Consider the following 24,143-nt stretch of genomic DNA (forward strand, 5'->3'; position numbering starts at 1 on the left):
AACAAGAATGCCCCAGTCCGGTTGTTTTCAGGAGTTTCCGGTGCGTCTATCCTTCCTGTCGCGAATGTTCGCGCTCGCGCTGTCGAGCCTGTCCCTGGCCGTCATCGCGCCTTCCGCCCCCGCGCTGGCGAAGGCGCAGGGCTACCGCCACTACCAGATCGGCACGCTCACCAGCGCCACGCCCGATCCGGTGTCCGGCGGGCTGCTGCTGATGGGCGGGGGCGACCGCAACCACGACGCGATGCACTGGTTCTTCGCCAAGGCCGGGCACGGGCACATCGTGATCCTGCGCGCCTCGCAGGCCGGGCAGGTCGGCAAGGAATTCTACAAGGATATCGGCGGCATCCAGTCGGCCGAGACGTTCGTCTTCACGGATCGGGCGGCCTCCAGCGATCCCCGGGTGCTTGCCGCGCTGAAGCGGGCGGACGGCATCTTCATCGCGGGCGGCGATCAGTCCAACTACGTGCGCTACTGGCGCGGGACGCCCGTGGGCGAGCTGCTCGACGCGCATGTCGCCGCGGGCAAGCCGCTGGCCGGCACCAGCGCCGGCCTCGCCATGCTGGGCGAGAAGCTCTATGGCGCAATGGACGGCGGCAGCATCACCAGCCCCGAGGCGATGGCCGATCCGTTCGGCCCCGCCAACACCATCGAAAGCGATTTCCTGCACCTGGCGCTGCTGAAAGGCGTGGTCACCGATACCCATTTCAAGGAGCGCGACCGGCTGGGCCGGCTGTTCGCCTTCCTGGCCAAGGCGCAGGCGGACCGCCCCGCCGATGCGCCGGCCATGATCGGCGTCGGCGTTGACGAAAGCGCCTCGCTGGCGGTGGAGCCCGACGGCACCGCGCGCATCTATGCCACCGCGCCCGATGGCGGCGCCTGGCTGGTCGATGGATCGACGCTGCGCGGCCTGCCCCGACAAGGCCCGCTCAACGCGCCACGCATCCGCGTGACAGGCATCGATCACCAGTCGGTGCTGCACCTGCCGGCGGGCACGGTTGACCGCCCCTCGTTCATCCGGAATTATGCCGTTGCCGACGGGAAGATCACGGGCGAAACTGCGGCGCCCTGATAGCCCGGCAGCGGTGGAGGACCATTTCGGCCATGTCGCTGACCTTGCCCGGCCATTCCCTTTCGCTCGATGACATCGACGAGCGGCTGCTGGCGCTGCTGCGCGAGGATGCCCGCCAGAGCATCGCGCATCTGGCCAAGGCGCTGGGCATCTCGCGCGGGCAGATCTATTCGCGGCTGTCGCGGCTGGAGGATGCCGGGATCGTGGCGGGTTATACCGTACGGCTCGGCGCGGCCTTCGTCGGCCGGCGCGTACGCGCGCACATCATGATCAAGACGATGCCCCGCTTCCACCGCGAGGTGGAGCAGGCGCTCGGCCGGCTGGCCAGCGTGCAGGCGATCCACGCCATCAGCGGCGAATACGACGTGATCGCCATGCTGGAGACCGAGGACAACGCCCAGCTCAACGAACTGATCGACGATATCGGCCTGCTCGAAGGCGTGGAGCGCACGACCACATCGGTGATCCTGGCGACCAAGCTGGAACGATGATCGCGCGCGGCGGAAAGACGGCTGCCAGGCCGGAAGCGGGCTTGGTCGGGCCGCGATCCTTCTGTATCACGACCACCAGCCTGCCCTGCATTCCCGAGGTGTTCCGATGACGCGCGTACCGTTTCTTCCGTTGGCGGGCATCCTGGCCCTGACGGCAGGCACGGCCCACGCGCAGCTGGCGCCGCAATACCGCGCGCTGCTGGACAAGACGATCGAATCGGGCAGCGATGCCGAGATCGATACCATCGCCAAGTTCCTGAAAAAGACCGATCCGGCCGGCGCGGGCGAAGTGGAGGCGGCGGTGGATGCCCACCGCGCGCGCACGGCCGAAGCGCAGAAGGAACGGCTGGCGCAGATGGCGATGTTCCAGGGCTGGAAGGGCGAAGGCCAGTTCGGCGCCTCGCAATCCTCCGGCAATGCCGAGACGGTGGGCATCAGCGCCGGGCTGGCGCTGAAGCGGGAAGGCCTGCACTGGCGGCTGGGCCTGCGCAGCCAGGTCGATTACCAGCGCACCAACGGGCAGACCAGCCGCAACCAGCTGTTGCTGGCGTTCGAGCCCGACTACCGCTTCAACGACCGCCTGTTCCTGTTCGGCCTGACCCAGTACGAACGCGACCGGTTCGCCGGCTTTTCCACGCGCACCGCCGTTTCGGGGGGCATCGGCTATCGCCTGATCGCGGATTCCGGTTTCACCGTGGACGTGAAGGCCGGCCCTGCCTGGCGCAAGACCCGCTATATCAGCCAGCCGCTCGAAAGCGTCGTCACCGGGCTGGGCGCGGTCAACGCCAAATGGAAGCTTTCGCGCGCGGTCTCGCTGACCGAGGACGCCAGCGCGTTGACCGGCGCGCAGAATACCAACGTCACCTCGCTCACCTCGCTCAGCGCCCGGCTGAACGGCGCCCTTTCCGCGCGCACGTCCTATCAGGTGACTTACAACAGCAATCCGCCCGATACCTACAAGACGCTGGACACGATCACCCGCTTCACGCTGGTTTACGGCTTCTGACGGCGCAGCGCCGGGTCATTCCGCGATCCGCAGCAGTTTCTCGCGCGAAGTTGCGCCGCGCAACAGCACAACTTTGGAAGCGGCGACGCCCAGCGCCGCCGCGACCAGATCGATCACCGCGCCGGTCGCCTTGCCGTCCTCCGGCTTGGCGCGCACTTTCACCAGCACGCGCCCGTCCGCGATCTCGATACCTTCGCTCTTCGCCCCCGGCGTGACGCGCACTGCCAGCCGGCCGTCGGCATCGGTCAGCGCGCGCAAGGCCGCCGACGGCGGCAAGTCAACCTTCGGCCGCGCCATCGAGCGCCGCCTTGTGGCGCTGGCCGTTGCGGACATAGTGCGCCACGCCCAGCTGCATCTCCGCCAGCGCCGGTTCGGTCAGATCGCGCATGAACGCGGCGGGGCGGCCGCCCCAGAGCTGGCGCGCGCCGATGCGCTTGCCCGGCGTGAGCATGGCGCCGGCGGCAAGCATCCCATCGCTTTCGACGTGCGCGCCGTTCATCACGATCGCCCCCAGCCCCACGAAGGCGCGGTCTTCCAGCACGCAGCCGTGGATCATAGCCATGTGGCCCACCAGCACGTCTTCGCCGATGATCGTCGGAAAGCCGGCGGGATGGCGCGGATCGGGGCTGTCGCAGTGGATCACGGTGCCGTCCTGGATATTGCTGCGCGCGCCGATACGGATGGCGTTCACATCGCCGCGCAGCACGCAATTGTACCAGATCGACGCTTCCGGCCCGATCTCGACATCGCCGATGATCCGGCACCCGGGCGCGACGAAGGCGGTTTCGTGGATGCGTGGCACCTTCCCGTCGAGCGGAAGGATCGTCGCATCGGGGTAACGCGCGCGCGGATCGGCAGTCATTTCCATCACACTCCCAGCAGATTGTCCCAGCGGATATGCGGCAGGATCGAGGCATAGTCATCCTGCCACGGTTCGTCGCCCGGCGGCGCGTGCAGCGGCGTCCACGGCAGGTCCGGCCGGCGCACGGCCAGCCGCTCCAGCCGCGCGCGATCGGGCGCGAGCGCGACCCAGTACGACGGGGTGAATCCGTCGCTATGCCGGCCGCTGTCATCGCGCAGCCACGCCGTCCAGCCCTGCGCGCGGGCGATGCCCGCCACGACGGGCCGCAGATCGAGATAGCGGTTGGAAATATGCAGGATCAGCACGCCATCGGGCGCGAGCACGCGGCCATAGACCGCCAGCGCCTCGCGCGTGAGCAGGTGGAGCGGGATCGAATCCGACGAGAACGCGTCCACCACCAGCACGTCGAAGCTGCCCGGCGGCATCTTCGCCAGTTCCAGGCGGGCATCGCCGATCCGGATCGCGGCATCGGGCGCGCAGGAATCGAGGAAGGTGAAGCGGTGCTGCGGCCGTGACAGCGCCACCACCGCCGGATCGATCTCGAAGAAGGTCCAGCGCTGCCCCGGCCGCTTGTAGCAGGCGAGCGTCGCCGTCCCCAGGCCGACCACGCCCACGCGCGCATGATCGCCGGCGGCGGTGAGCGCCAATGCGACGCCCGAGGTTGGCCCGTAGTACGACGTCGGGCGCAGCCGGCGCGCGGCGTCGGTATATTGCGTGCCGTGCAGCGTGGTGCCGTGGGTGAGATAGCGTTCGTGCCGGCGCGCGCTTTCGGTGATCGTGTAGATGCCGAAATAGCTGCGCGTGCGGTTGCCCGACAGGCTGCGGTCGAGCGTTTCCTCCGCCCCGCGCCCCAGCATCATCGCCAGCAGCACCAGCACGAAAGCCCAGCGCCGCGCGAACACGATCACCCCGCAGGCGGCGATCGCCAGCGCGGCCATCAGCACCAGCAGGGCATCGCGCCGGGGATCGAGGCCGCTCATCGACCAGCCCAGCGCGAAGGCCACGATCACCACCACCAGCACCCCGCCCTGCCGCACGCGCGGCGGAATGTCCTCAATGCCGGACCAGTCGAGCAGCGTCACCCGGGGCAGCAGCGCGGCGGCGGCCAACACCAGCAGCGGATGCTCCCACACCCAATCGAACACGAGCGGCGCGATCAGCGCGCAGAACACGCCGCCCAGCGCGCCGCCCGCGCTCATGACCAGATAGAAGAAGGTCAGGCGTTCCGACGCGGGGCGCAGCGCATAGAGCCGGGTGTGGAGCGCGACCGCCACCACGAACAGCAGCGCCACGGCCGCGCCGGCCTGCGCCATGGTGCCCGAAGAGCGCGAGCTGACCGCCATCCCGCCCGCCAGCACCACCACCAGCGGTGCGGCGCGCAGGATCGCGCCGGCCAGCGCGCGGCTCTCCGCGAACGCGATGCTGAAGCTCAGCAGGTACAGCCCCAGCGGGATCACCCACAGCAGCGGCATCGCGAAGATGTCGGTGGTGAGGAAGGTGGTGGTCGAGAGCATCAGCCCCGAAGGCACGGCGGCCAGCGCCAGCCATAGCGCCACGCGTCCCGCCGGCACCGAATCGCCCACCAGTACGGCCACGCCCGGCGCACCGGCCGCGCCCCGTCGCACGGCGGCGCAAGCCGCGACCAGCGCGATCAGCAGCAGGTAGCCCGCGCTCCAGCCCCAGCCCTGCGCCTTCAGCGGCAGCAGCGGCTCCACCAGCAGCGGATAGCAGATCAGCCCGGCGAAGCTGCCGAGATTGGACGCGGCGTAGAGCGCGTAAGGGTTGCCGGCGGCGGGATCGGCGGCGAACCAGCGCTGCATCAGCGGCGCTTGCGCGGACACGAGGAAGAACACCGGCCCGATCGAGACCGCGAACAGGGCGGGCACCCACAGCGGCTCCCACCCCCGCGCGGGCGGCGGCAGATCGGCCAGCCGCACCGGCAGCGTCATCGCGGCCAGCGCCAGCAGCGCGAGGTGGATCGCGGCCTGCCGGCGGATCGGGAACCGCCCCAGCCAGTGGGCATAGGCATAGCCGCCCAGCAGCAGCGCCTGATAGACCAGCATCGCGCTGTTCCACACGTTCGGCGCGCCGCCCAGGCGCGGCAACGCGGCGCGCGCCACCATCGGCTGCACCAGGAACAGCAGGAAGCTGCCGACCAGAATGGTGATGACGAAGCGCGTCCGGCTGGCTCGATCCGTCATGGTCCCTCCCGCGCGATCAGGGGCGCTGGATGCGGTAGAGAACGTGACCGCGCAAGGGGGCAATCACGCGCGGCCCGCCTGCCATTGCGCGCGCGTGATCGAATAAACGATGATTCGCCCGCTCACCGGATCGAAATCGGCATTGGCGAAATCCAGGTCGGCGCGGCGCTCCATGCCCAGCCGGCGCATCAGGCCCCAGCTTGCGGCATTGCCGTCGACCGTCAGGGCAACGATATGCGGCGCGCCGAAATGCTCGAACCCGGCTGCCATGGCAGCCTCGGCCGCTTCACGCGCAAAGCCTTGCCCCCAGGCATCCTCGCGCAGGCGCCAGCCGATTTCAAAGTCCCCCAGCGGCCCGCCCGCCTGGTTGCACTTCTTCAACCCGCAGAACCCCAGGATGGCGCCGTCGGCCTTGCGCTCCACCGCCCAGAACGTGTGGCCGTGCGTGCGCGCGTAACCTTCCAGCCGCTCCCGCGCCCCATCCTCGGCCGCCTGATCCATCACGCCGCCCAGCCATCGCATGACCGCTGGCGTGTTGGTTCCCGCGAAGAACGGCGGCCAGTCTTCCCCGCGCCAGTCGCGCAGGACAAGCCGGGGCGTTTCGATCCGGAATTCAGCCATTCAGCAGCCGCGCGGCATGAGCGGCGTGGTAGGTCAGCACGCCCGAACAGCCCGCGCGCTTGAAGGACAGCAGGGTCTCCAGCACCATGGCGTCACGGTCCGCCGCGCCGGCCGCCACCGCCGCCTCGATCATCGCGTATTCGCCCGAGACCTGGTAGGCGAAGACCGGCACGCCGAAGGCTTCCTTCACGCGCACGGCGATATCGAGATAGGGCAGACCCGGCTTGACCATCACCGTGTCCGCACCCTCGGCCAGATCCATCTCCACCTCGCGCAGCGCTTCCTCGGCGTTGCCGGGGTCCATCTGGTAGGTCTTCTTGTCGCCCTTGAGCAGACCGCGCGATCCGACCGCGTCGCGGAACGGGCCATAGAAGGCCGAGGCATATTTGGCGGCGTAGGACATGATCTGCACGTTGATGTGCCCGGCATCCTCCAGCGCCTGCCGGATCGCGCCGATGCGCCCGTCCATCATGTCGGACGGGGCGATGATGTCCGCCCCGGCCGCCGCCTGGTTCAGGCTCTGCCCCACCAGCACCTCGACCGTGGCGTCGTTGAGGACATAACCCTCGCCGTCGATCAGCCCGTCCTGCCCGTGGCTGGTATAGGGATCGAGCGCGACATCGGTGAGCACGCCGATCGCATCGCCGCAGGCATCCTTGATCGCGCGCGTGGCGCGGCACATCAGGTTGTCGGGATTGAGCGCCTCGCCCCCGTCCGCGCTGCGGCGTTCGGGCTGGGTGTAGGGAAACAGCGCCAGGCAGGGAATGCCCAGCGCCACCGCTTCCTTCGCCCGCGCGACGATGCCGTCCACCGACCAGCGCGAAACGCCGGGCAGCGCGCCGATCGGGTCTTCCACGCCCGTGCCTTCGGCCACGAACAGCGGCCAGATCAGGTCGGCCGGCGTCACGAGCACTTCACGGTGCAACGCGCGGCTCCAGGCGGTGGCGCGGGTGCGGCGCAGGCGGGTCAGGGGATAGCTGGTCATGCCAGCCTTCCTAGGACTTTCGCGCGCCGGCGCAATGGGTAGCGACAGGCCGGGACGAATTGCCCTACCCGCTCCCCACCGGCTCTAGTGGGCGCGGGAGAGACCCGGCTTCAGCGCCAGAACCTGCCGCAGCCGGGCCTTGTAGGCGGCGAGCTGGCCGGCATCGACCGCCTGGCGACGGACCACGAAGCGGACCGACATCGGATCGACCGTCTGGCCGTTGCGATAGAGTTCGTAGTGCAGGTGCGGGCCGGTCGAAAGGCCGCTGGAGCCGACATAGCCGATCACCTGCCCGCGCCGGACCTGCATCCCCGGCGAAACCGCGATGCGGCTCATGTGGCCATAGCCGGTGCCGATGCCGCCGCCATGTTCCAGCCGCACGTAATTGCCGTGGCCGCCGTGCCAGCCGGCATAGCTCACCGTGCCGTCGGTCACGGCATAGACCGGCGATCCCCAGGCGGCGCCGAAGTCGATGCCGGCATGCATCCGGGTAAAGCCCAGGATCGGATGGCGGCGCAGGCCATAGCCCGAAGTGATCCGCCCCGCGACCGGCGCGCCGAGCATGGCGGAATCGCTGGATTCCCCGCCGGTCATGCCATCGAGCGAGAGAAAACCGCCGTCCGGCCCCCAGCGCAGCAATTGCACGCGCGGCTTGCCGTCGCGCGTCACCCCGGCATAGATCAGGTCGCCCGGCTGGCTTTGCCCGTCGGCGGTGCGCCGGTCGGTGAAGACAAGGTCGAATTCGTCGGTGGGCGCGATATCCTCGAACGCAAGATACTGGTCGATCGTGCGCAGATAGTCCTGCACCGTGCTGGGCGGCGCGCCGGCGGCGCGGGCCGAACGGTAGAGGCTGGTCCCCACGATCCCGCGGATGCGCAAGGGGCTGCTGTCCACCGCGATCGGCATTTTCGCCAGCACCAGCCCGGCGCCTTCGCGGCGGATGGCCAGCGCCAGATCGAAGCGCGGACGGAAGCCGATCGCCTGCAGCGGGCGCGGCTCGGACGGGCCGGCGCGCGGCCCCAGCGTGATGTCGAAGCGCGTGCCCGGGGCGATCGCCGCCGTTCCGGCAACGTCGGCCACCAGCGCGGCGACGCGGTCGGCGTCGCCCGTGGCCACGCCTGCGCGCTGCAGCATCCGGCCCAGCGTGTCGCTTTCGCCCAGAGTCGCGGCAAGCTGGATCACCGGGCGTTCGGGTGCGGAATCGAGGCGAATGACCGCGTCGGTCGCGGCGAAATGGCGGCCATTGCCCGCGCCGGCGGCGAACGGACGGACCGCCTGCGCGCGGAATTCGGCGCGCGCGGTATCGTCAAGCGGGACCAGCGGCGCGGCCGACAGCGGCGCGAAGCTCGGCCAGAACAGCAGCGCGGCGCAAGCCAGCCCCAGCATCGTGCCCAGCCCGCGAAACCAGCGGGCGCTGCCGATATCCTCGGCCAGATCCGGCGTCAGGTCGTGCGCGCGGCTCCAGTGCTCCACGCGCCGGCACAGATCGGCCCAGCGCCGGGCAAGGCCCGGAAAGCGCGGCGGCGACGGCGGGCGGGAGGACATCGGCCGAACCGGCGCGCGCGCTTGCCCGGAGGGTGTGCCCGGGGCGGAAACCGGCGCGGGCGTGGCAGGCGCAAGCGGGCGCGCGCGGCCGAACACCACGCTCCCCGATCCGGCCAGTCCCTCGCGCGGACCGAACACTCCGGCTGCTCCTTTCCTGCGCCCGGCCGCGATGATCCGCCGGGAAGCTCGCCTCAGCCCTGCACCCTCAAGGTAAATACCGCGTTAAACTCTCGTCGGGCGCGGATCACCGGCGGCGGATTATCTGGCAGGGCAGGGATACCGGTTGCGGAACAGGTCAGCCACCGCCGTCGCCACCGTGGTCTGGCCGCGCGCGCCGACAGGGTAGGTCCGCATCTGGCCGATCACGTCATCGCTGTTGAACGGCGCGCGGCCGGCGGGCGGGCAACTGCTGGGGCGGCCGGCGGCCTGTTCCCCGCGCAGGCGCGAGCGATAGGCCTGCGCGGCCCCGGTCACTTCGCCCTTGAGCAGCGAATAGTCCGACGACATCAGCGCCAGCGGCCCCCTGGAGCGCAGCGCATCGGCCTTGGCCAGAAACGTGGCCACGGTCATGTCGCCCGGCGCGGACGCCGCGGGCATGGCAAGGCTCAGCAGGCCCGCTGCGGCGGCAATGGCGATAGGCTTCATGGCTCCCGTCCCTTTCCTTGTGCGGCCGCCTTATCGGGTTCGGCGCAAATCGACGGCGCGGACGGTAGTCACTCGCGCGGGACTTGGCTATTCCTTCACGCAACGACGGGGGCAGCATGAACGAGAAAGTGCCGGCAAGCGCGGCGGACGATGGCCATACCCACGAAACCGCGTGCCTGAACTGCGGAACGACGCTGGTCGGCAGCCATTGCCACGCCTGCGGGCAGGCGGCGCACGTCCACCGCACGCTGGGCGCGTTCTTTCACGATCTGCTGCACGGCGTGTTCCATTTCGAGGGCAGGATCTGGCGCACGCTGCCGATGCTGGCGTGGCGGCCGGGCGATCTCACCCGCCGCTATGTCGCGGGCGAGCGCGCGCGCTTCGTCTCCCCGCTGGCGCTGTTCCTGTTCGCCGTGTTCCTGATGTTCGCTGTGATGAAGCAGACCGCCGGAGAAATCACGCCACAGACGAAGATCGACGCCGACGGCAAGGCGCAGGTCGTCGGCAACGGCGAGATCAACTCCGTTTCCAGCGACGTGCCGGTGATCGATCACGCTCTGCAGAAGTTCAAGGCCAACCCCGGCCTCGCGCTCTACAAGGTACAGACGTACGCCTACAAGTACAGCTGGCTGCTGATCCCGATCTCGGTGCCGTTCGTGTGGCTGCTGTTTCCGTTCAGCCGGCGCTTCCATCTGTACGATCACACCGTGTTCGTGACTTATTCGATCAGTTTCATGACCATTCTGGCCACGGTGCTGATGCTGGCCAGTCTGGCGCATCTGCCGGGGCTGGCAATCGTGGCGCTATTGGTGCCGCCGCTCCACCTCTACCGGCAGGTGCGCGGAGCCTATGGCGTTTCGCGGTTCGGCGCGCTGTGGCGCACGCTGGCGCTCGGCATCGTCGCCTTTGCCGCGCTGGCGCTGTTCGCCCTGTTCGTTCTGGCCGAAACCGGCGCCTGAGCCTTTCCGAAGCGCGGCGTCAGCAATCCAGCACGTAAGGCCCGATCCCGCGCGCTTCCAGCGCGGCATGGGCATCGGCGGCGCGCGCCAGCGGGAAGCGCCCGCCGATCGCCAGCGGCAGCGCGCCCGAAGCCATGGCATCGAACAGCGCGGCCGATGCCGCGACCAGCTTCTCGCGCGTGCCGACATAGGCCCAGAGGAACGGCCGCGTCAGCGAGAGCGACTTCGCGCCAAGCCGGGAAATGTCGAGCGGCGGGATAGTGCCCGAGGCCTGCCCGTAATTGACCAGGTGCCCGCGCGTCGCCAGCACCGCCAGCGATCCGTCGAACGTATCCTTGCCCACCGCGTCATAGGCCACTTCCACGCCCGCACCGCCGGTCAGGTCCATCACGCGGGCGACCACGTCCTCCTCGCGATAGCGGATCACCGCGTCGCAGCCGGCGGCCTGCGCCAGCGCGACCTTCTCCGGCGAACCCGCGGTGCCGATCACAGTTGCGCCGCGCAACTTCGCCATGCGCGCGACCAGCTGGCCCACGCCGCCGCCCGCCGCCTGCACCAGCACGTTCGCGCCGGGCGACACGGGATGGACATCGGTGACCAGCGCCTGCGCGGTCAGCCCTTTGAGATACCACGCCGCCGCCACGGCATCGTCCACGCCATCGGGCACGGGCACCGCCAGCGCGGCATCGACCACGCGGGCGCGGGCATAGCCGCCGTACTTGCGCTCGATATAGGCCACGCGGTCGCCGGGCGCGAAACCGGTCACGCCCTCGCCCAGGGCCTCGACCACGCCCACGCCTTCCAGCCCCGGAACGCCGGGCAGCGCCAGCGTGCGGTACGATCCCGAACGGACGTAGATATCGTGGAAGTTCACGCCGGCGGCGGTCTGCCGGACCAGCAGCTCGCCCGGACCGGGGGCCGCCAGCGGCACCTCCTCCAGCACCAGGGCCTCGGGGCCGCCATAGGCGCGGATCACGATCGCTTGGGTGGTCTGGGTCATGGAACGGGCCTCACCATGGGAAGGGAAGGACTGGATTGAGCAGATCCCGCTCATCCTGAGCTTGTCGAAGGACGCGCGATACGGTTCGATCTTGACGCGGTTTACCGTGCGCCGGGCAAACGCCGCGCGCGTCCTTCGACAGGCTCAGGACGAACGGAGGGCTGGTCGTCGGGCCCAAGGCCGCGAGAACGGGACGGCGTATCCGCCTTTACGCCCCCTGCGGCTGCGCCCCCGCACCGCCGCCCGAGAAGCGGCGGCCCGCGCGCGGCACGGCCGACCCTTGCGAGGCGACCGGGCGATAGCTGCCGGCGGGCGCATCGGGCCGGTCGATCTTGCCGGTTTCGAGCAGCACCTTGATCTCGTCGCCGGTCAGCGTCTCGTATTCGAGCAGCGCGTTGGCGAGCAGGTGGAGCTTTTCCTCGTTGGTCTTGAGAATATCGACCGCGCGGGCATGTGCGCCATCGACCAGACCCCGAATTTCGCTGTCGATCAGCTTGTTGGTCTCGTCCGACATCATCGTGCGCTGGGTGCCGCCCATGCCGAGATAGCCTTCCTGGCTGTCTTCGTACTGCAGCGGTCCCAGCTTGTCCGACATGCCCCACTTGGTGACCATGCTGCGCGCCAGCGACGTGGCGTACTGGATGTCCGAAGAGGCACCCGAGGAAACCTTGTCGTAGCCGAAGATGATCTCTTCGGCCACGCGGCCGCCCATCGAGACCGAGAGGTTCGCGTGCATCTTGTCGCGGTGGTACGAGTACGAATCGCGCTCGGGCAGGCGCATGACCATGCCCAGCGCACGGCCGCGCGGGATGATCGTGGCCTTGTGGATCGGGTCGCTGGCCGGCTCGTTGACCGAGACGATGGCGTGGCCGGCCTCGTGATAGGCGGTCATCTTCTTCTCGTCGTCGGTCATGACCATGCTGCGGCGCTCGGCGCCCATCATGACCTTGTCCTTGGCGTCCTCGAATTCCTGCATGGCGACCAGGCGCTTGTTGCGCCGCGCGGCCAGCAACGCCGCCTCGTTGACGAGGTTGGCGAGGTCCGCGCCCGAGAAACCGGGCGTGCCGCGCGCGATCACGCGGGCGTTGACGTCGGGCGCCAGCGGCACCTTCTTCATGTGAACCGAGAGAATCTTCTCGCGGCCTTCGATATCGGGGATCGGCACCACAACCTGCCGGTCGAAACGGCCGGGGCGCAGCAGCGCCGGATCGAGCACGTCGGGCCGGTTGGTGGCGGCGATGATGATGATGCCCTCGTTGGCCTCGAACCCGTCCATCTCGACCAGAAGCTGGTTCAGCGTCTGTTCGCGCTCGTCGTTCGAATTGCCGAGGCCATGGCCGCGATGGCGGCCGACCGCGTCGATTTCGTCGATGAAGACGATGCACGGCGCGTTCTTCTTGGCCTGTTCGAACATGTCGCGCACGCGGCTGGCGCCGACGCCGACGAACATCTCGACGAAGTCCGAACCGGAAATGGTGAAGAACGGCACGCCCGCCTCGCCCGCGATCGCGCGGGCCAGCAGGGTCTTGCCGGTGCCGGGCGAGCCGACCAGCAGCGCGCCCTTGGGAATCTGGCCACCGAGCTTGGAAAAGCGGCTGGGATCGCGCAGGAATTCGACGATTTCCTGCAATTCCTCGCGCGCCTCGTCGATGCCGGCCACGTCATCGAAGGTGACCCGGCCCGAACGCTCGGTCAGCATCTTGGCCTTGGACTTGCCGAAGCCCATCGCGCCCGATCCGCCGCCCTTCTGCACCTGGCGCAGCGCGAAGAACGCGACGCCCAGGATCAGCAGGAACGGCAGCGACTGGGCCAGGATATAGAGCAGCAGGTTGGGTTCTTCCTGCGCCTTGCCGGCGTATTGCACGCCGTTGTCCTGCAGCAGCTTGGGCAGGTCGTTGTCGCCCGGAACCGGGATGGTCGCGAACTGCTGGTCGTTCTTGAGCGTGCCGGTGATGCGGTCCTGCCCGATCTGCACCTCGCGCACCGCGCCTTCGGCCACACGCGCGCGGAAATCGGAATAGCGGATCAGCGTGCCGCCGCTGTCGGTCCGCGCGCCGAACATCGACACCACGAGCAGGAGCGCCAGGAAAATGCCGCCCCAGACAAGGAGGCTCTTGATCCACGGATTACCCTGCGGCTGGTCGTCGTTCATCGCAATGCCTTCGAATGGGCGGACTCGTCCCGCCTGCGCTCCCGTCAATGTAGGAGCGCGAGGGTGAATAGCAATATAACCGAAGGTCCGAATTTCCGGTAGTCGCCTGCCCGCCCTTCGTCGCCCGGCTTACTGCGAAGGCTGCAGCTTGGTGTTCAGCACCCAGCCCACGTTGTCGTTCTCGTCGGCCACTTCCCACCACAGGCCCTGCTTGTTGCCGGTGGGGAACACGATCGAGCCGGGGGGAAGCGTGCGGACGACCGCGCCCGCCGCCGCCGGCGTGCGCCGCATCGTGACCGGAGCAAACGCGGTGAAGCTGCGCGTCGGCGCGGCCTCGGCCGTTCCCGCTGACCCGGCCTGGACGCCGCCCAGTTCGGTCACCAGCTTGCTGTAGGCATCGATGAACGCCAGCGTGACGATCCGGCCGATGTCGGTGTTGTCGTACCCGCCGCCGACCACGCCCGCGCCCACGCCGCCGAAGAAGCCACCGCCGGCGCCGAAGCTGATGTCGTTCTTGGCCGCATAGCCTTCGACCGTGGCGATGGTTTCGGTGGTGCGGACATTGGTGACCGACAGCACCGTATTGGCTTCCAGCTTCCGGCTCTTGATGCCGCCCAGCAAGCCGCCGACCGCCCCGCCAAACAGGCCGCCGACCGCGCCTGCCGCGCCGCTGCCCTGCGAATTGCGGTTGGCGCCCTGCACTTCGGCGACCAGCACGTAATCCGCCGCGCGGATCTGGTTCTGGCCGACGTTCGATCCGCGCTGGTGGCCAAGGTTGGCGCCGATGTCGCGCTCGCGCTGCGCCGCGCTCAACCCGGTGCCGCGATCGACCAGGTTGAAGCAGCCCGAACGCTGCACGATCACTTTCAGCAGCTTCTGCGGCGGCGCCAGGTTGTACTGCGTCCAGCCATAGGGATCATCGCCATCGACGATCGAGATCGTGCCCAGCTTGCGCGCGCAATGCGGCACGTCGTTCGCCGCCTGCCGCTGAAGCTGCTCGGCATTGGACGGCTTGGCCTGCTTCGGCTCGGCGTAGGCGGGCGTTGTCAGCAACGACAGCAGGACAACGGACGGAATAAACTTGTTCATCGAAGGCCCCCGAATCGGAAATCGCAACATGGCCGGTTCATGGACGAAGCGGACCAGCCGATGCTGTGACGCAGATTACTCTCCGACGCATCGGAAAGGCAATTCTCCTTGCGGGAGAGTCATTTATCCCCGCCGCGATGGGGCGCGGCGCGGGTGAAGCGCCACTCCGCGCCCCGGCCTTCACCGCGCACGCCGGCCAGCGTGGCGATTCCCCCTGCTTCCAGCGCATCGTGCCAGCGGGCCAGTTCCGGTCCGCGCGGCTGCCCCGCGCCCAGTTCCGCGACGATCCGTTCCAGCACGCGCAGGGCCACCGCGCGCGGGACCGCCATCGCCCAGACCAGACCGTCCGTATCCCGCCGCGCGGTGGCGAAGGCGCGCTCCGCCATCCATTCGATCGCGGCGTCGGCATCAGCCAGATGCGCCATGCTGTCGATCAGCCCGTCGACGTCCAGCCCGCCGCCCGAGGCCAGGGCAGCGCGCACGCGCACCCGTTCGAAGCGGGGGTCGCGGTTCGAGGGATCATCGGCGGGCGTGATTCCGGCGGCAGCGACCAGCGTGGCAAGCTCCGCCCGGCGCCAGCCGAGCAGGGGCCGCAGCAGGGGCACGTCCGGATGGCCCGGCACCGCGGCGCGCGCGCGCATTCCGGCCAGGCCACGCACGCCCGCCCCCCGGTTGAGCCGCATGAAGAAGGTTTCGGCCTGATCGTCGGCGTGGTGCGCGGTGACCAGCGCGCCCAGCCCCTCGGCCCGCAGCCAGTCCCCCAGCGCGGCATAGCGCGCCGTCCGCGCCCGCGCCTGCACCCCCGCGCCGCCCGGCAGCGCCAGGGTGATCGTGCGATGGGCGACGCCGCGTTCCCGGCACAGCCGTGCGACCATCCCGGCTTCGCCCGCGCTTTCGGCGCGCAGGCCGTGATCGACGGTGGCGACCGCGAAACGCCCCGGCAGCACCGCGCTGGCCAGCAGCATCAGGGCAACGCTGTCCGGTCCGCCCGAAACCGCGAGCCCGACGGGCGTCGCTTCGGGCCAGAGCCGCTCCCAGACGCCCGAAAAGCGGGTCAGCGCCGCGTCAATCGCACTTCACCCCCCGCGTGGCGGCCTCGTACTGCGTCTTGAGCCGGCCTTCGACATCCTGCGGATAGGTCGCGCGGAATTCCTGGAACGCGCCGCAGGCCCGCTTGGTATCCTTGATCCGCGTCATCGCCACGCCCAGGTAGAGCAGGCTGTCGGAAGCGCGATCGCCCTTCTTGTCGGCCAGGTAGTTCTGCAGGAAGAACTGCGCCGCCGTGCCCGGCTTGCCATCGTCCAGCCACGCGCGGCCGAGCAGATTGCGGGCATAGCTGATCCGCTTGTGACGCGGATACTGGTCCACCACCTTCTGCAGCTGCTGCGCCGCTTCCGGATAGAACTTCGCTTCCCACAGGCGATAGCCGTAAAGGTATTCGTCCTCGCCCGCATCGTTGGACTTGGGCTTTTCGATCGCCCGCACCGCCGCGACGCGATCGGCCGACGGAGTCGCCGGCGTCGGGGTGGCCGCAGGAGCGGGCACGGTGGCGGGTTTGGCAGCGGGCTTTGTCGTCACCGGCGGGAGGGTAACCGCGCCTGCCGGCGTTGCCGGCGTCGATGCGGCCGCTTCCGGTGCCGGGCTGGGTGCGGGGGCCGGCTCCAGCGCGGTCAGGCGCGCTTCCAGCTTGCCCATCCGGTTCTGGTTTTCCTCGGTCTGGGCGGTCAGGCGCTGCAACTGCTGCTCCACCGCGTCCATGCGGCTGAGCAGGTCCGTCACCGCGCCGGCGGCGGGCGTGCCGACGGCAGCGGGGGCGGGCGTGGTGGCGGCGGTGATTTCAGGCGCGAAGGTCTTGCCCGCGCCATCGGGGAACACCTTGCGCTGCACCGCGCGCAATTCCGTCTCGACGCGCTTCAGGCGGTTCTCGACGGTTTCCTGCGCCTGCGCGACGGCGAGGCTTGGCGCCACGGTGGCCATCGCGAGCAAGGCCAGCGCCACCAGCGAACCACGGCTGCGGAACTTCGTCTTCATCGTCACTCCCGTCTGTCCGCCCGGCCACATGCCGGGAAAACGCGCGCGTCACGCGCAACAACCCCCTGCGGATGGCGTCACGCCGCCAGAACGCGGCCCGCCGTTATCGCGTGTTGCCTCAGGCCGCTCTCGAAGTCGAGCGGGTCCGCGCAATCAAGGGGTGGGTAACGCCGCCGGAGAAGCGGCAGCGGCGGCCGGCGTTTCGGCCGGCACGATCGCGGAGGGCGCCGCGCGCTCCGTCCGGCCATTGCCCGCCGCAGGGCGCGGCGGCGATGCTGAGGGCTGGGCCTGTTGCGCGGCCGGCGGCGGCGACGCGGCGCGGGCCAGCAGCGCGGCGGCGGAAACCGGCACGTCCTTCACGATGCGTTGCGTATCGGCGATGCGGGGCACCGGTTTCCCGCCCACCGTAATCGCCAGCGCGTCGGGCCGAGCGGTCCACAGTCTGGGCTCCTGCACTCCGGCAGGAATGGTCCAGCTTTCGCCCTTGGCCAGCTGCTTCTGCAGGAGCTGCACGCCCGCACCATCGTAGAACTTGACCCAGATGCCATCGTCCAGCGCGGTGAACACGACCGGCCCGGAGGCCGCGGGCGCGGCCGCCGCCGGGGCGGTCGGCGCCGGCGCAACCGCCGAAGCTTCGGGAGACGGCCCGACCAGCGGCGGCAGTTCCGCCGCGGGCCAGTACGAACTGCGCCAGAACACCAGCCCCAGCGCGATCACGATCAGCACCAGAACGCCGGCCAGCCAGCTCAGCAGGCGCGACGGCGTCTTGGCCGGATCGCCCACCTCGAACTGGTGAATTTCGCGCGGGGGAGCGGCCGGTTCCTGCCGGTCCAGTTCGGCGCGCAGGTCGGCCAGGATCGTCTTGTCGTCCAGCCCCACGGCGCGGGCGTAGCTGCGCGCGAAGCCCAGGGCATAGGGACGGCCTGACAGGGCCGCGTAATCGCCGGCTTCCAGCGATTCGATATGGCGCGTGGTAATCCGCGTGCGCGTGGAAAGATCGGCGACGCTCAGCCCGGCGGCCTCGCGCGCCGCGCGCAGCCGAGCGCCGACAGCCATGTTGCCAGGCAAATTGCCCGCCATGCCGCCGGCCACGGTTTCCCCCGCCCTCGAGGAGGCGGCATTCGCTTCGGCATCCGTGGCGACAAATTCGTTACCGTCGGCTTCGGCCACGGTGCGACTCCCAAATTTATGCAGGGTTATCCCAATGCGCAGGGCTTCGTTGCAATTGCGCGAAAGTCAACGGTTTTGCGCCACATTGCGGCGGTTCTGGAGACGAATCCCTCCGGTCCAGTTCTATTCGCAATCGATTCCCCGCGCGGCGGCCCATTCCTGCAGCGCGGCGCGCATCGACGGCGGCGGCGCGGCCAGCCAGCCGTCCATCGCGGCGCGGATCTCGCTGGTATCGATCTGGCGGACCAGTTCCTTGATCGGGCCGACCGCCGCCGGCGTGATCGAGAGCCGGTCGATGCCAAGGCCCAGGAGGGCCAGCGCTTCCAGCCGCCGGCCGCCCATTTCGCCGCACACGGTCACCAGCGTGCCATGCGGCGCGACGGTGGTGACCACGCGGCGCAGGAAGCGCAGGATCGCCGGGCTCAGCCAGTCATAGCGTTCGGCCAGCTTGGGATTGGCGCGGTCCGCGGCGAACAGGAACTGCGTGAGATCGTTGGTGCCGATCGACAGGAACGCCAGCCGCGGCGCCAGCACGTCCAGGCATTCGGCCAGCGCCGGCACTTCCAGCATCGCGCCATAGCGCACCGCTTCGGGAACCACCTTCTTCTGCCGGCGCAGGAAGGCGATCTGGCCATCGAACACCGCCTTGGCCGCGTCGAACTCCCACGGTTCGGTGACCATCGGGAACATGACGTTGAGCGTGCGCCCCGCCGCCGCTTCCAGCAGCGCGCGCGCCTGCACCTTGAGCAGCCCGTCCCGCTCCAGCGCGACGCGCAGCGCGCGCCAGCCCATCGCCGGGTTTTCCTCGCTCTCGCCATCGTTGTGGCGCAGATAGGGCAGCACCTTGTCACCGCCGATATCGACCGTGCGGAACACCACCGGGCGATCGCCGGCCGCGTCCAGCACATCGCGGTAGAGCCGCGTCTGCCGTTCGCGCGCGGGCAGCGTGGCGGAAACGAGGAACTGGAATTCGGTGCGGAACAGACCGATGCCGTCCGCCCCGGTCAGGCTGAGCATCGGCGTGTCATCGCGCAGGCCGGCGTTGATCATCACCGTGATCCGCCGGCCATCGCGCGTCACCGGCTCCAGATCGCGCATCGCGGCGTAGGCCTGCTGGCGCTCGCGGTTGCGGGCGAAGCGCCCCTCGAACGCCTCGACCATCGCCGGCGTGGGCCGCACGTCGATCACGCCCTGGTCGGCATCGAGCAGCAGCGGATCGCCTTCGCGCACCATGCCGCGCATGCCCCGCACCCGGCCGATCACCGGAACGCCCATCGCCCGCGCCACGATCACCACGTGCGCGGTGAGCGAGCCTTCCTCCAGGATCACGCCCTTCAGGCGCCGCCGGTCGTATTCCAGCAGTTCGGCGGGGCCGAGATTGCGCGCGATCAGGATCGTGTCCCCGCGCAACCCGTGCGACGCCGCCGTGCCCAGCTGGCCCGACACGATGCGCAGCAACCGGTTGGACAGATCCTCCAGATCGTGCATCCGGTCCGCCAGCAGCGCGTCGTCGATCTGGCGCATCCGCATCCGCGTGCGCTGCTGCACGCGCTCGATCGCGGCTTCGGCGGTCAGGCCGGAATCGATCGCCTCGTTGATGCGGCGGCTCCAGCCTTCGTCGTAGGCGAACATCTTGTAGGTCTCGAGCACTTCCTCGTGCTCTCCGCCCACGCCGAATTCGGCCTGCTGGGCCATGCGCTCGATCTGTTCGCGCATCTTGTCGAACGCCAGATAGACGCGCTGGCGCTCGGCCTCGATATCCTCGGCGACGATATGTTCGATGGTGACGCGCGGCTGGTGGAACACCGCCATGCCCGCGCCCAGCCCCTTGACCAGCGTCAGCCCCTTGAGCCGTTCCGGACCGGTGAGGTGCGCGGGCACGCCCAGCGTTTCCTCCTCGTCGATCAGTTCGGCATTGGCGATCAGTTCCGACAGCACCATGGCCACGGTCTGCAAGGCCTCGATCTCGACTTCCTCGTACCGGCGCGGGTCGACGTGCTGGACGCCCAGCACCCCCACCGCCCGTTCGCGCCGCACGATCGGCACGCCGGCGAAGGAATGGAACTTTTCCTCGCCCGTTTCGGGGCGGAAGGCGAAGTCCGGATGGGATGCCGCCTCGGCAAGGTTCAGCGTTTCCGACCGTTCCGCGATCGTGCCGACCAGACCTTCGCCCACCGCCAGCCGGGTGACGTGGACGGCCGACTGGTTCAGCCCGCGCGTGGCGAACAGTTCGAGCATCCCTTCGCGCAGGAGGTAGATCGAACAGACCTCGCTGTTCAGGCTTTCGCCGATGACTTCGACAACCTGGTTGAGTTTGGCCTGCGCGCCGGCGCGCGAGGCCATGACCTCGTGAAGCGATGTCAGGATAGCGCGGGCGGCGGCAACGGCGGACTGCATGGCCATGGCCTAGCGCAGCACGGCCGGTTTGGAAACGCCGACCGCCGCCGGTTTAGCATAATTCGTATGCGACGGGAAAAGGGAGCGGGCGTCTGCCGCTCCTCCAAGCGAAAGGCCGCCCCTTTCGAGGGCGGCCGGCGCTTGGCGTCAGTGGATTTGCGCGATCTCTTCCTTGATCCGCAACTTTCGCCTCTTGAGGTCCTGCAGGAGGGTATCGTCAGGCACCGGACGGGCCATTTCCTGCTCGATCTGGCGTTCCAGACCGGCGTGTTTCGTCCGCAATGCGCTGATATGCGACGTTTCCATGCGTTTGTCCTCCTTGCGGGGCCTATCCCCGCACGTGGCTTCCTGCTGGCGGGCGTTTCCCGCTTTTGTCGTGTCCCGCGGGACACCCCGCCGGTGATACAATCGCCGACTCTGCGGCGGCTGCGTTGTCATGCTTTCACATTCCCCGTATCTTGCAAGTTAATCCGCGCCGGGATGCTGCGAATACGGGATCGACCGTACGTCGCGGGAAAGGAACCACCCGCCGCGCCACGGAGTGTTAGGGCGTGACCGAAGAGGAAATGCGCAAGCGGCTGGAAGCGTTGCGTCTGGAACACCGCGATCTTGACGCGGCGATCGATGCGCTGACCAACGCCGGCGTGCGCGACCAGTTGCAGATCGCCCGGCTGAAGAAGCGCAAATTGTTGCTGCGCGATCAGATCGCAATTCTCGAAGACTACCTGATCCCCGACATTATAGCCTGAAAAACAATGCCCTGCGCCGGGGGAGCGGTGCCGCTCCCGTTCGCGCGCCTGTACCGGAACGACACAGAACCATCTTTGAACAGGTCCTTCGCCAAGGCCCTGTTGGCGAGTGCCGGCGCGGCGGATTATGCGGGCTTCATGCCGCTCATGCCCAGCATTCACCCGCGCATCGTCGAAGCGCTCTACAGCGAGGCCCTCGTCCTCGCCGACGTGCTGCGCGAACGCTTCGAAAGGCTGCGCAACGATGCCTCGGCCACCGAGGACGAGTTGCTGCGCGTGCAGTTTTCCTGCGAGGCGCTGCGCACGACCACGCGCGTGATGCATTGCCTGGCCTGGCTGCTCAACCATCGCGCCTATTTCGCGGGCGAGCTTTCCGAGCTGCAACTGCGCCGCCACGGCCGGCTGATCGCCAACTATCCCGCCAGCGATCCGGCCGCGCTGGACATGCTGCCCGCCGACGCGCGCCTGCTGGTCCATGAAAGCGAGCGGCTGTACGAGCGGATTACCCGGCTCGAACGGGCATGGCGGAGCGAGGACGGGCGGAATGGGGGCGGGCAGAACGTCAGCGTCATCGACCGCCTTCGGGAACGCCTGGACGAACGGTTCGCCGGAACCGCCGGCTGACGCCCGCGCGAAAGGTTGCGCCCCCGTCCGGCAATCCCCATAGCTTGGGGATGAACAGTACCGAAAAGCAGGGCGCGCCCGCCAATCCGGCCGTCGATCTGGCCGACAGTTCCACGTGGAACACGGGCGTGGCCGAAACGCTTGAACCACTGGTGCGGCGCGTGCTGGCGCCCAATCCCTCCCCCTACACCTTCACCGGCACCGGGACCTACATCATCGGCGCCGGCGATGAGGTGGCGGTGATCGATCCGGGTCCGAACGGCACCGGCGTCGCAGGCCATGCCGACACGAAGGGCGATGGCCATGTCGAGGCCATTCTGTCCGCGATCGGCGACGCGCGCCTTGTCGCGATCCTGTGCACGCACACCCATCGCGATCACAGCCCGGCCGCCCATCCCCTGCGCGCCGCGACCGGCGCGCCGGTGATCGGCTGCGCGCCGCTGGTAATCGAGGACACGGGGCCGCGCGCGGACGCGGCCTTCGATCCGACCTATCGCCCCGACCGGGTGCTGGAGGACGGCGAAACGCTGTCCGGCGCGGGCTGGACGCTGCAAGCGGTCGCTACGCCAGGGCACACCAGCAACCACCTGTGCTATGCCCTGCGCGAAAGCGGCGCGCTGTTCACCGGCGATCACGTGATGGGCTGGTCGACCTCGGTCGTCTCGCCGCCCGATGGCGACATGGCCGCCTACATGGCCAGCCTGCAGAAGCTGCACGACCGCGAAGACCGGGTCTATTATCCCGCGCATGGCCCGGCCATCCCCAACCCGCGCCAGTTCGTGCGCGGCATGCTGGGGCATCGCCGCCAGCGCGAACGCCAGATCGTGACCCTGCTGGAAAGCGCGCCGAGGACGATCGAGGGCATGGTCGCCGCGATGTACAAGGGGCTCGACCCGCGGCTGCACGGCGCCGCCGGCCGTTCGGTGCTGGCGCATCTGATCGATCTGGAACGGCAAGGCCGTGTCGCGCGTTCGGGGGACGTATGGACGAGCCTTTCCTGACCACCCACCGACCGACCGCCTCCGGAAGCGGCGCACCGCCCCTGACTGCGTCTTCGCCGCGCGCACCGGCGCTGGCGCGTGTTTCCGCCCTGCCATGGCTGCTGTTTCTGGTGGTCACGGTAATCGCGGCCTGGCTGGCGTGGCGGCAGTTCCGCCCGGCGGACATCGGCGATCCGCTCGCCACCTCGCTGATCGCGTTCGAGAAGCAGGACAAGCTTACCGTGTTCAGCGCGCAGCTCGCGCCCGTGGTATCGAGCGACGACGCGCGGCTGTTCGGGCTGGTGAAATCGAAACAGGTCGCGGTGATTCCGGCGCGCGTCGACTATACGATCGCGCTGGATCAGGTGGGGCGCGACCGGATGAAGTGGGACGCCGCGAACAAGACGCTGTCGGTGCGCCTGCCGCCGCTCACTGTCAGCCGCCCCAACCTCGACGAGGCGCGCGCGCAATACCTGCGCGAAGGAGTGTGGATCACGCGCGACGCGCAGGACAAGCTGACGCGCAACAACACCCGGCTGGCCGAACAGATCGCGGTGGAACAGGCCGGCAACCCGGTGCTGATGAACCTGGCGCGGGGTGCGGCGAAAGAAGCCATCCGGCAGAATCTGGCTATTCCGTTGCAGGTTGCCGGTTACGGCGAAGTCAAGGTCGTGGTACTTTTCGACGGAGAACCGAATCCGGGGTGACGGGCGTCATTGGTCCGCGCGCACCCTTATAATATCGGGACGCGCCTGGACTGATCGGAGATCCCCCGATGGCTACCGCGTTTCCGTCTCTTTCTGAATCCCGCCCCCTTCCCTATCGCGCCGATCAGGCGTTCTTCGTCCGCATGGCGGCAGGCATCGCCGCGCTGGTCGTGTTCGGCTTCCTGCAATGGTTCGCGCGCGGCTTCGTGCAGCCGGCGCGCGTGCCGCTCTGGGTCCACCTGCACGGCGCGGCCATGGTCGGCTGGCTGGGCCTGATGGTCACGCAGAACCTGCTGGCGGCGGGCGGCAACGCCGCGCTGCATCGCCGCCTGGGCTGGTCCAGCCTGCTGCTGGTCGGCGCGATCGCGGTGCTAGGGCCGCTCACCGTGGTCAAGGCGGTGGAACTGCACCGCGTTCCGCCGTTCTTCACCAATGCCTACATGCTGGCACTCAGCCTCGGCGAAGTCTTCACGTTCGTGAGCCTGTTCGCGGCGGCGATCGCGCTGCGCCGGCGCACGGACTGGCACCGGCGGCTGATGCTGGGCGCCACGGTGATCGTGATGGAGCCGGGGATCGGCCGCATCCTGCCGATGCCGCTGCTCGGCGGTTTCGCCCCCTGGGCCGAACTTTCCGTGCAACTGGGCGTGCTGGCCATTCTCGCCCGGCATGACCGCAAGGTTCTGGGCAAGGTCCATCCGGCAACGTGGTGGAGCGCCGCCGCGCTGGTCGCGGTCCACCTGGCGATCATGGCGCTGGCGGGCTTCGCGCCGTTCGTCGGCTGGGCAGAGGGTATTGCGGCGGGCGGGTACGCCGCCTAAGTCCCCCTCGCGGGCCGGGCGCCTTTCCACCGGCCGCGAAAG

The 24,143-nt window shown here is 69.0% G+C and carries 24 protein-coding genes; 9 read left to right on the forward strand and 15 right to left on the reverse strand.

Going from position 1 to position 24,143, the window contains the following annotated elements:
- The first annotated feature begins 40 nt into the window (after positions 1 to 40).
- The 3 genes from NMD1_RS07145 to NMD1_RS07155 all read left to right on the forward strand — a co-directional run bounded on the left by NMD1_RS07145 (position 41) and on the right by NMD1_RS07155 (position 2,566).
- Entirely contained in the window at positions 41 to 1,069 is a 1,029-nt protein-coding gene (locus NMD1_RS07145; protein ID WP_233497396.1) for a cyanophycinase, read from the forward strand.
- Between the two features lie 32 nt (positions 1,070 to 1,101).
- A complete protein-coding gene (locus NMD1_RS07150; protein ID WP_124809846.1) occupies positions 1,102 to 1,560 on the forward strand; it encodes an Lrp/AsnC family transcriptional regulator in 459 nt (152 codons plus the stop codon).
- A gap of 106 nt (positions 1,561 to 1,666) precedes the next feature.
- Complete coding sequence (locus NMD1_RS07155) at positions 1,667 to 2,566, forward strand: YdiY family protein (RefSeq protein ID WP_125954222.1); 900 nt, start codon at positions 1,667 to 1,669, stop codon at positions 2,564 to 2,566.
- A 15-nt stretch (positions 2,567 to 2,581) separates the two neighbouring features.
- On the opposite strand, the gene NMD1_RS07160 is transcribed toward NMD1_RS07155, so the two are convergent.
- From NMD1_RS07160 to NMD1_RS07190, 7 genes are all read right to left on the reverse strand, one after another.
- Positions 2,582 to 2,863 carry a DUF167 domain-containing protein gene (locus NMD1_RS07160; protein ID WP_125954223.1) on the reverse strand — a complete coding sequence of 94 codons (282 nt, stop codon included), beginning with the start codon at positions 2,861 to 2,863 and terminating at the stop codon, positions 2,582 to 2,584.
- Positions 2,844 to 3,428 (reverse strand): gamma carbonic anhydrase family protein, encoded by a 585-nt coding sequence (locus tag NMD1_RS07165; protein ID WP_125954224.1) that lies wholly within the window; start codon positions 3,426 to 3,428, stop codon positions 2,844 to 2,846. Before NMD1_RS07165 ends, NMD1_RS07160 begins: the two co-directional genes overlap by 20 nt.
- A gap of 5 nt (positions 3,429 to 3,433) precedes the next feature.
- Entirely contained in the window at positions 3,434 to 5,629 is a 2,196-nt protein-coding gene (locus NMD1_RS07170; RefSeq protein WP_125954225.1) for a spermidine synthase, read from the reverse strand.
- Between the two features lie 63 nt (positions 5,630 to 5,692).
- On the reverse strand, positions 5,693 to 6,250 hold the full coding sequence (locus NMD1_RS07175; RefSeq protein ID WP_125954226.1) for a GNAT family N-acetyltransferase: 558 nt from the start codon (positions 6,248 to 6,250) through the stop codon (positions 5,693 to 5,695).
- Positions 6,243 to 7,235: a porphobilinogen synthase gene (gene hemB, locus NMD1_RS07180; RefSeq protein ID WP_124809839.1), complete on the reverse strand. Its 993-nt coding sequence runs from the start codon at positions 7,233 to 7,235 to the stop codon at positions 6,243 to 6,245. The genes NMD1_RS07175 and hemB overlap by 8 nt, the downstream gene beginning before the upstream one ends.
- A gap of 84 nt (positions 7,236 to 7,319) precedes the next feature.
- Positions 7,320 to 8,918 (reverse strand): M23 family metallopeptidase, encoded by a 1,599-nt coding sequence (locus NMD1_RS07185; protein WP_233497398.1) that lies wholly within the window; start codon positions 8,916 to 8,918, stop codon positions 7,320 to 7,322.
- A gap of 120 nt (positions 8,919 to 9,038) precedes the next feature.
- On the reverse strand, positions 9,039 to 9,425 hold the full coding sequence (locus NMD1_RS07190; protein WP_125954227.1) for a hypothetical protein: 387 nt from the start codon (positions 9,423 to 9,425) through the stop codon (positions 9,039 to 9,041).
- Positions 9,426 to 9,541: 116 nt separating this feature from the next.
- Between NMD1_RS07190 and NMD1_RS07195 the strand changes: the two genes are divergently transcribed.
- The gene (locus NMD1_RS07195) at positions 9,542 to 10,384 is read left to right on the forward strand and encodes a DUF3667 domain-containing protein (protein WP_125954228.1); all 843 of its coding nucleotides are present in this window, start codon (positions 9,542 to 9,544) and stop codon (positions 10,382 to 10,384) included.
- A gap of 19 nt (positions 10,385 to 10,403) precedes the next feature.
- On the opposite strand, the gene NMD1_RS07200 is transcribed toward NMD1_RS07195, so the two are convergent.
- The 8 genes from NMD1_RS07200 to NMD1_RS07235 all read right to left on the reverse strand — a co-directional run bounded on the left by NMD1_RS07200 (position 10,404) and on the right by NMD1_RS07235 (position 20,529).
- Complete coding sequence (locus NMD1_RS07200) at positions 10,404 to 11,384, reverse strand: quinone oxidoreductase (RefSeq protein ID WP_125954229.1); 981 nt, start codon at positions 11,382 to 11,384, stop codon at positions 10,404 to 10,406.
- A gap of 208 nt (positions 11,385 to 11,592) precedes the next feature.
- A complete protein-coding gene (gene ftsH, locus NMD1_RS07205; protein ID WP_124809835.1) occupies positions 11,593 to 13,536 on the reverse strand; it encodes an ATP-dependent zinc metalloprotease FtsH in 1,944 nt (647 codons plus the stop codon).
- Between the two features lie 129 nt (positions 13,537 to 13,665).
- The gene (locus NMD1_RS07210) at positions 13,666 to 14,625 is read right to left on the reverse strand and encodes an SH3 domain-containing protein (protein WP_125954230.1); all 960 of its coding nucleotides are present in this window, start codon (positions 14,623 to 14,625) and stop codon (positions 13,666 to 13,668) included.
- 119 nt (positions 14,626 to 14,744) lie between these two features.
- On the reverse strand, positions 14,745 to 15,695 hold the full coding sequence (gene tilS, locus NMD1_RS07215) for a tRNA lysidine(34) synthetase TilS (protein ID WP_125954231.1): 951 nt from the start codon (positions 15,693 to 15,695) through the stop codon (positions 14,745 to 14,747).
- The gene (locus NMD1_RS07220) at positions 15,691 to 16,656 is read right to left on the reverse strand and encodes a tol-pal system YbgF family protein (protein WP_125954232.1); all 966 of its coding nucleotides are present in this window, start codon (positions 16,654 to 16,656) and stop codon (positions 15,691 to 15,693) included. The genes tilS and NMD1_RS07220 overlap by 5 nt, the downstream gene beginning before the upstream one ends.
- A gap of 153 nt (positions 16,657 to 16,809) precedes the next feature.
- A complete protein-coding gene (locus NMD1_RS07225; RefSeq protein WP_233497404.1) occupies positions 16,810 to 17,826 on the reverse strand; it encodes a helix-turn-helix domain-containing protein in 1,017 nt (338 codons plus the stop codon).
- Positions 17,827 to 17,949: 123 nt separating this feature from the next.
- Complete coding sequence (ptsP, locus tag NMD1_RS07230; protein ID WP_124810338.1) at positions 17,950 to 20,229, reverse strand: phosphoenolpyruvate--protein phosphotransferase; 2,280 nt, start codon at positions 20,227 to 20,229, stop codon at positions 17,950 to 17,952.
- A gap of 141 nt (positions 20,230 to 20,370) precedes the next feature.
- Positions 20,371 to 20,529 (reverse strand): YdcH family protein, encoded by a 159-nt coding sequence (locus NMD1_RS07235; RefSeq protein ID WP_124810339.1) that lies wholly within the window; start codon positions 20,527 to 20,529, stop codon positions 20,371 to 20,373.
- 245 nt (positions 20,530 to 20,774) lie between these two features.
- On the opposite strand from NMD1_RS07235, the gene NMD1_RS07240 reads away from it, so the two are divergent.
- From NMD1_RS07240 to NMD1_RS07260, 5 genes are all read left to right on the forward strand, one after another.
- Positions 20,775 to 20,972, forward strand: coding sequence for a YdcH family protein (locus NMD1_RS07240; protein ID WP_124810340.1), 198 nt, complete (start codon positions 20,775 to 20,777; stop codon positions 20,970 to 20,972).
- 75 nt (positions 20,973 to 21,047) lie between these two features.
- A complete protein-coding gene (locus NMD1_RS07245) occupies positions 21,048 to 21,596 on the forward strand; it encodes a DUF1465 family protein (RefSeq protein ID WP_233497406.1) in 549 nt (182 codons plus the stop codon).
- Positions 21,597 to 21,646: 50 nt separating this feature from the next.
- Entirely contained in the window at positions 21,647 to 22,597 is a 951-nt protein-coding gene (locus tag NMD1_RS07250) for an MBL fold metallo-hydrolase (protein ID WP_125954233.1), read from the forward strand.
- Complete coding sequence (locus NMD1_RS07255) at positions 22,579 to 23,283, forward strand: DUF4230 domain-containing protein (protein ID WP_125954234.1); 705 nt, start codon at positions 22,579 to 22,581, stop codon at positions 23,281 to 23,283. The genes NMD1_RS07250 and NMD1_RS07255 overlap by 19 nt, the downstream gene beginning before the upstream one ends.
- Positions 23,284 to 23,351: 68 nt before the next feature.
- Entirely contained in the window at positions 23,352 to 24,101 is a 750-nt protein-coding gene (locus NMD1_RS07260; protein WP_125954235.1) for an adenylate cyclase, read from the forward strand.
- Positions 24,102 to 24,143: the final 42 nt, after the last annotated feature.

The sequence above is a fragment of the Novosphingobium sp. MD-1 genome (assembly GCF_001014975.1).
Lineage (GTDB): Bacteria > Pseudomonadota > Alphaproteobacteria > Sphingomonadales > Sphingomonadaceae > Novosphingobium.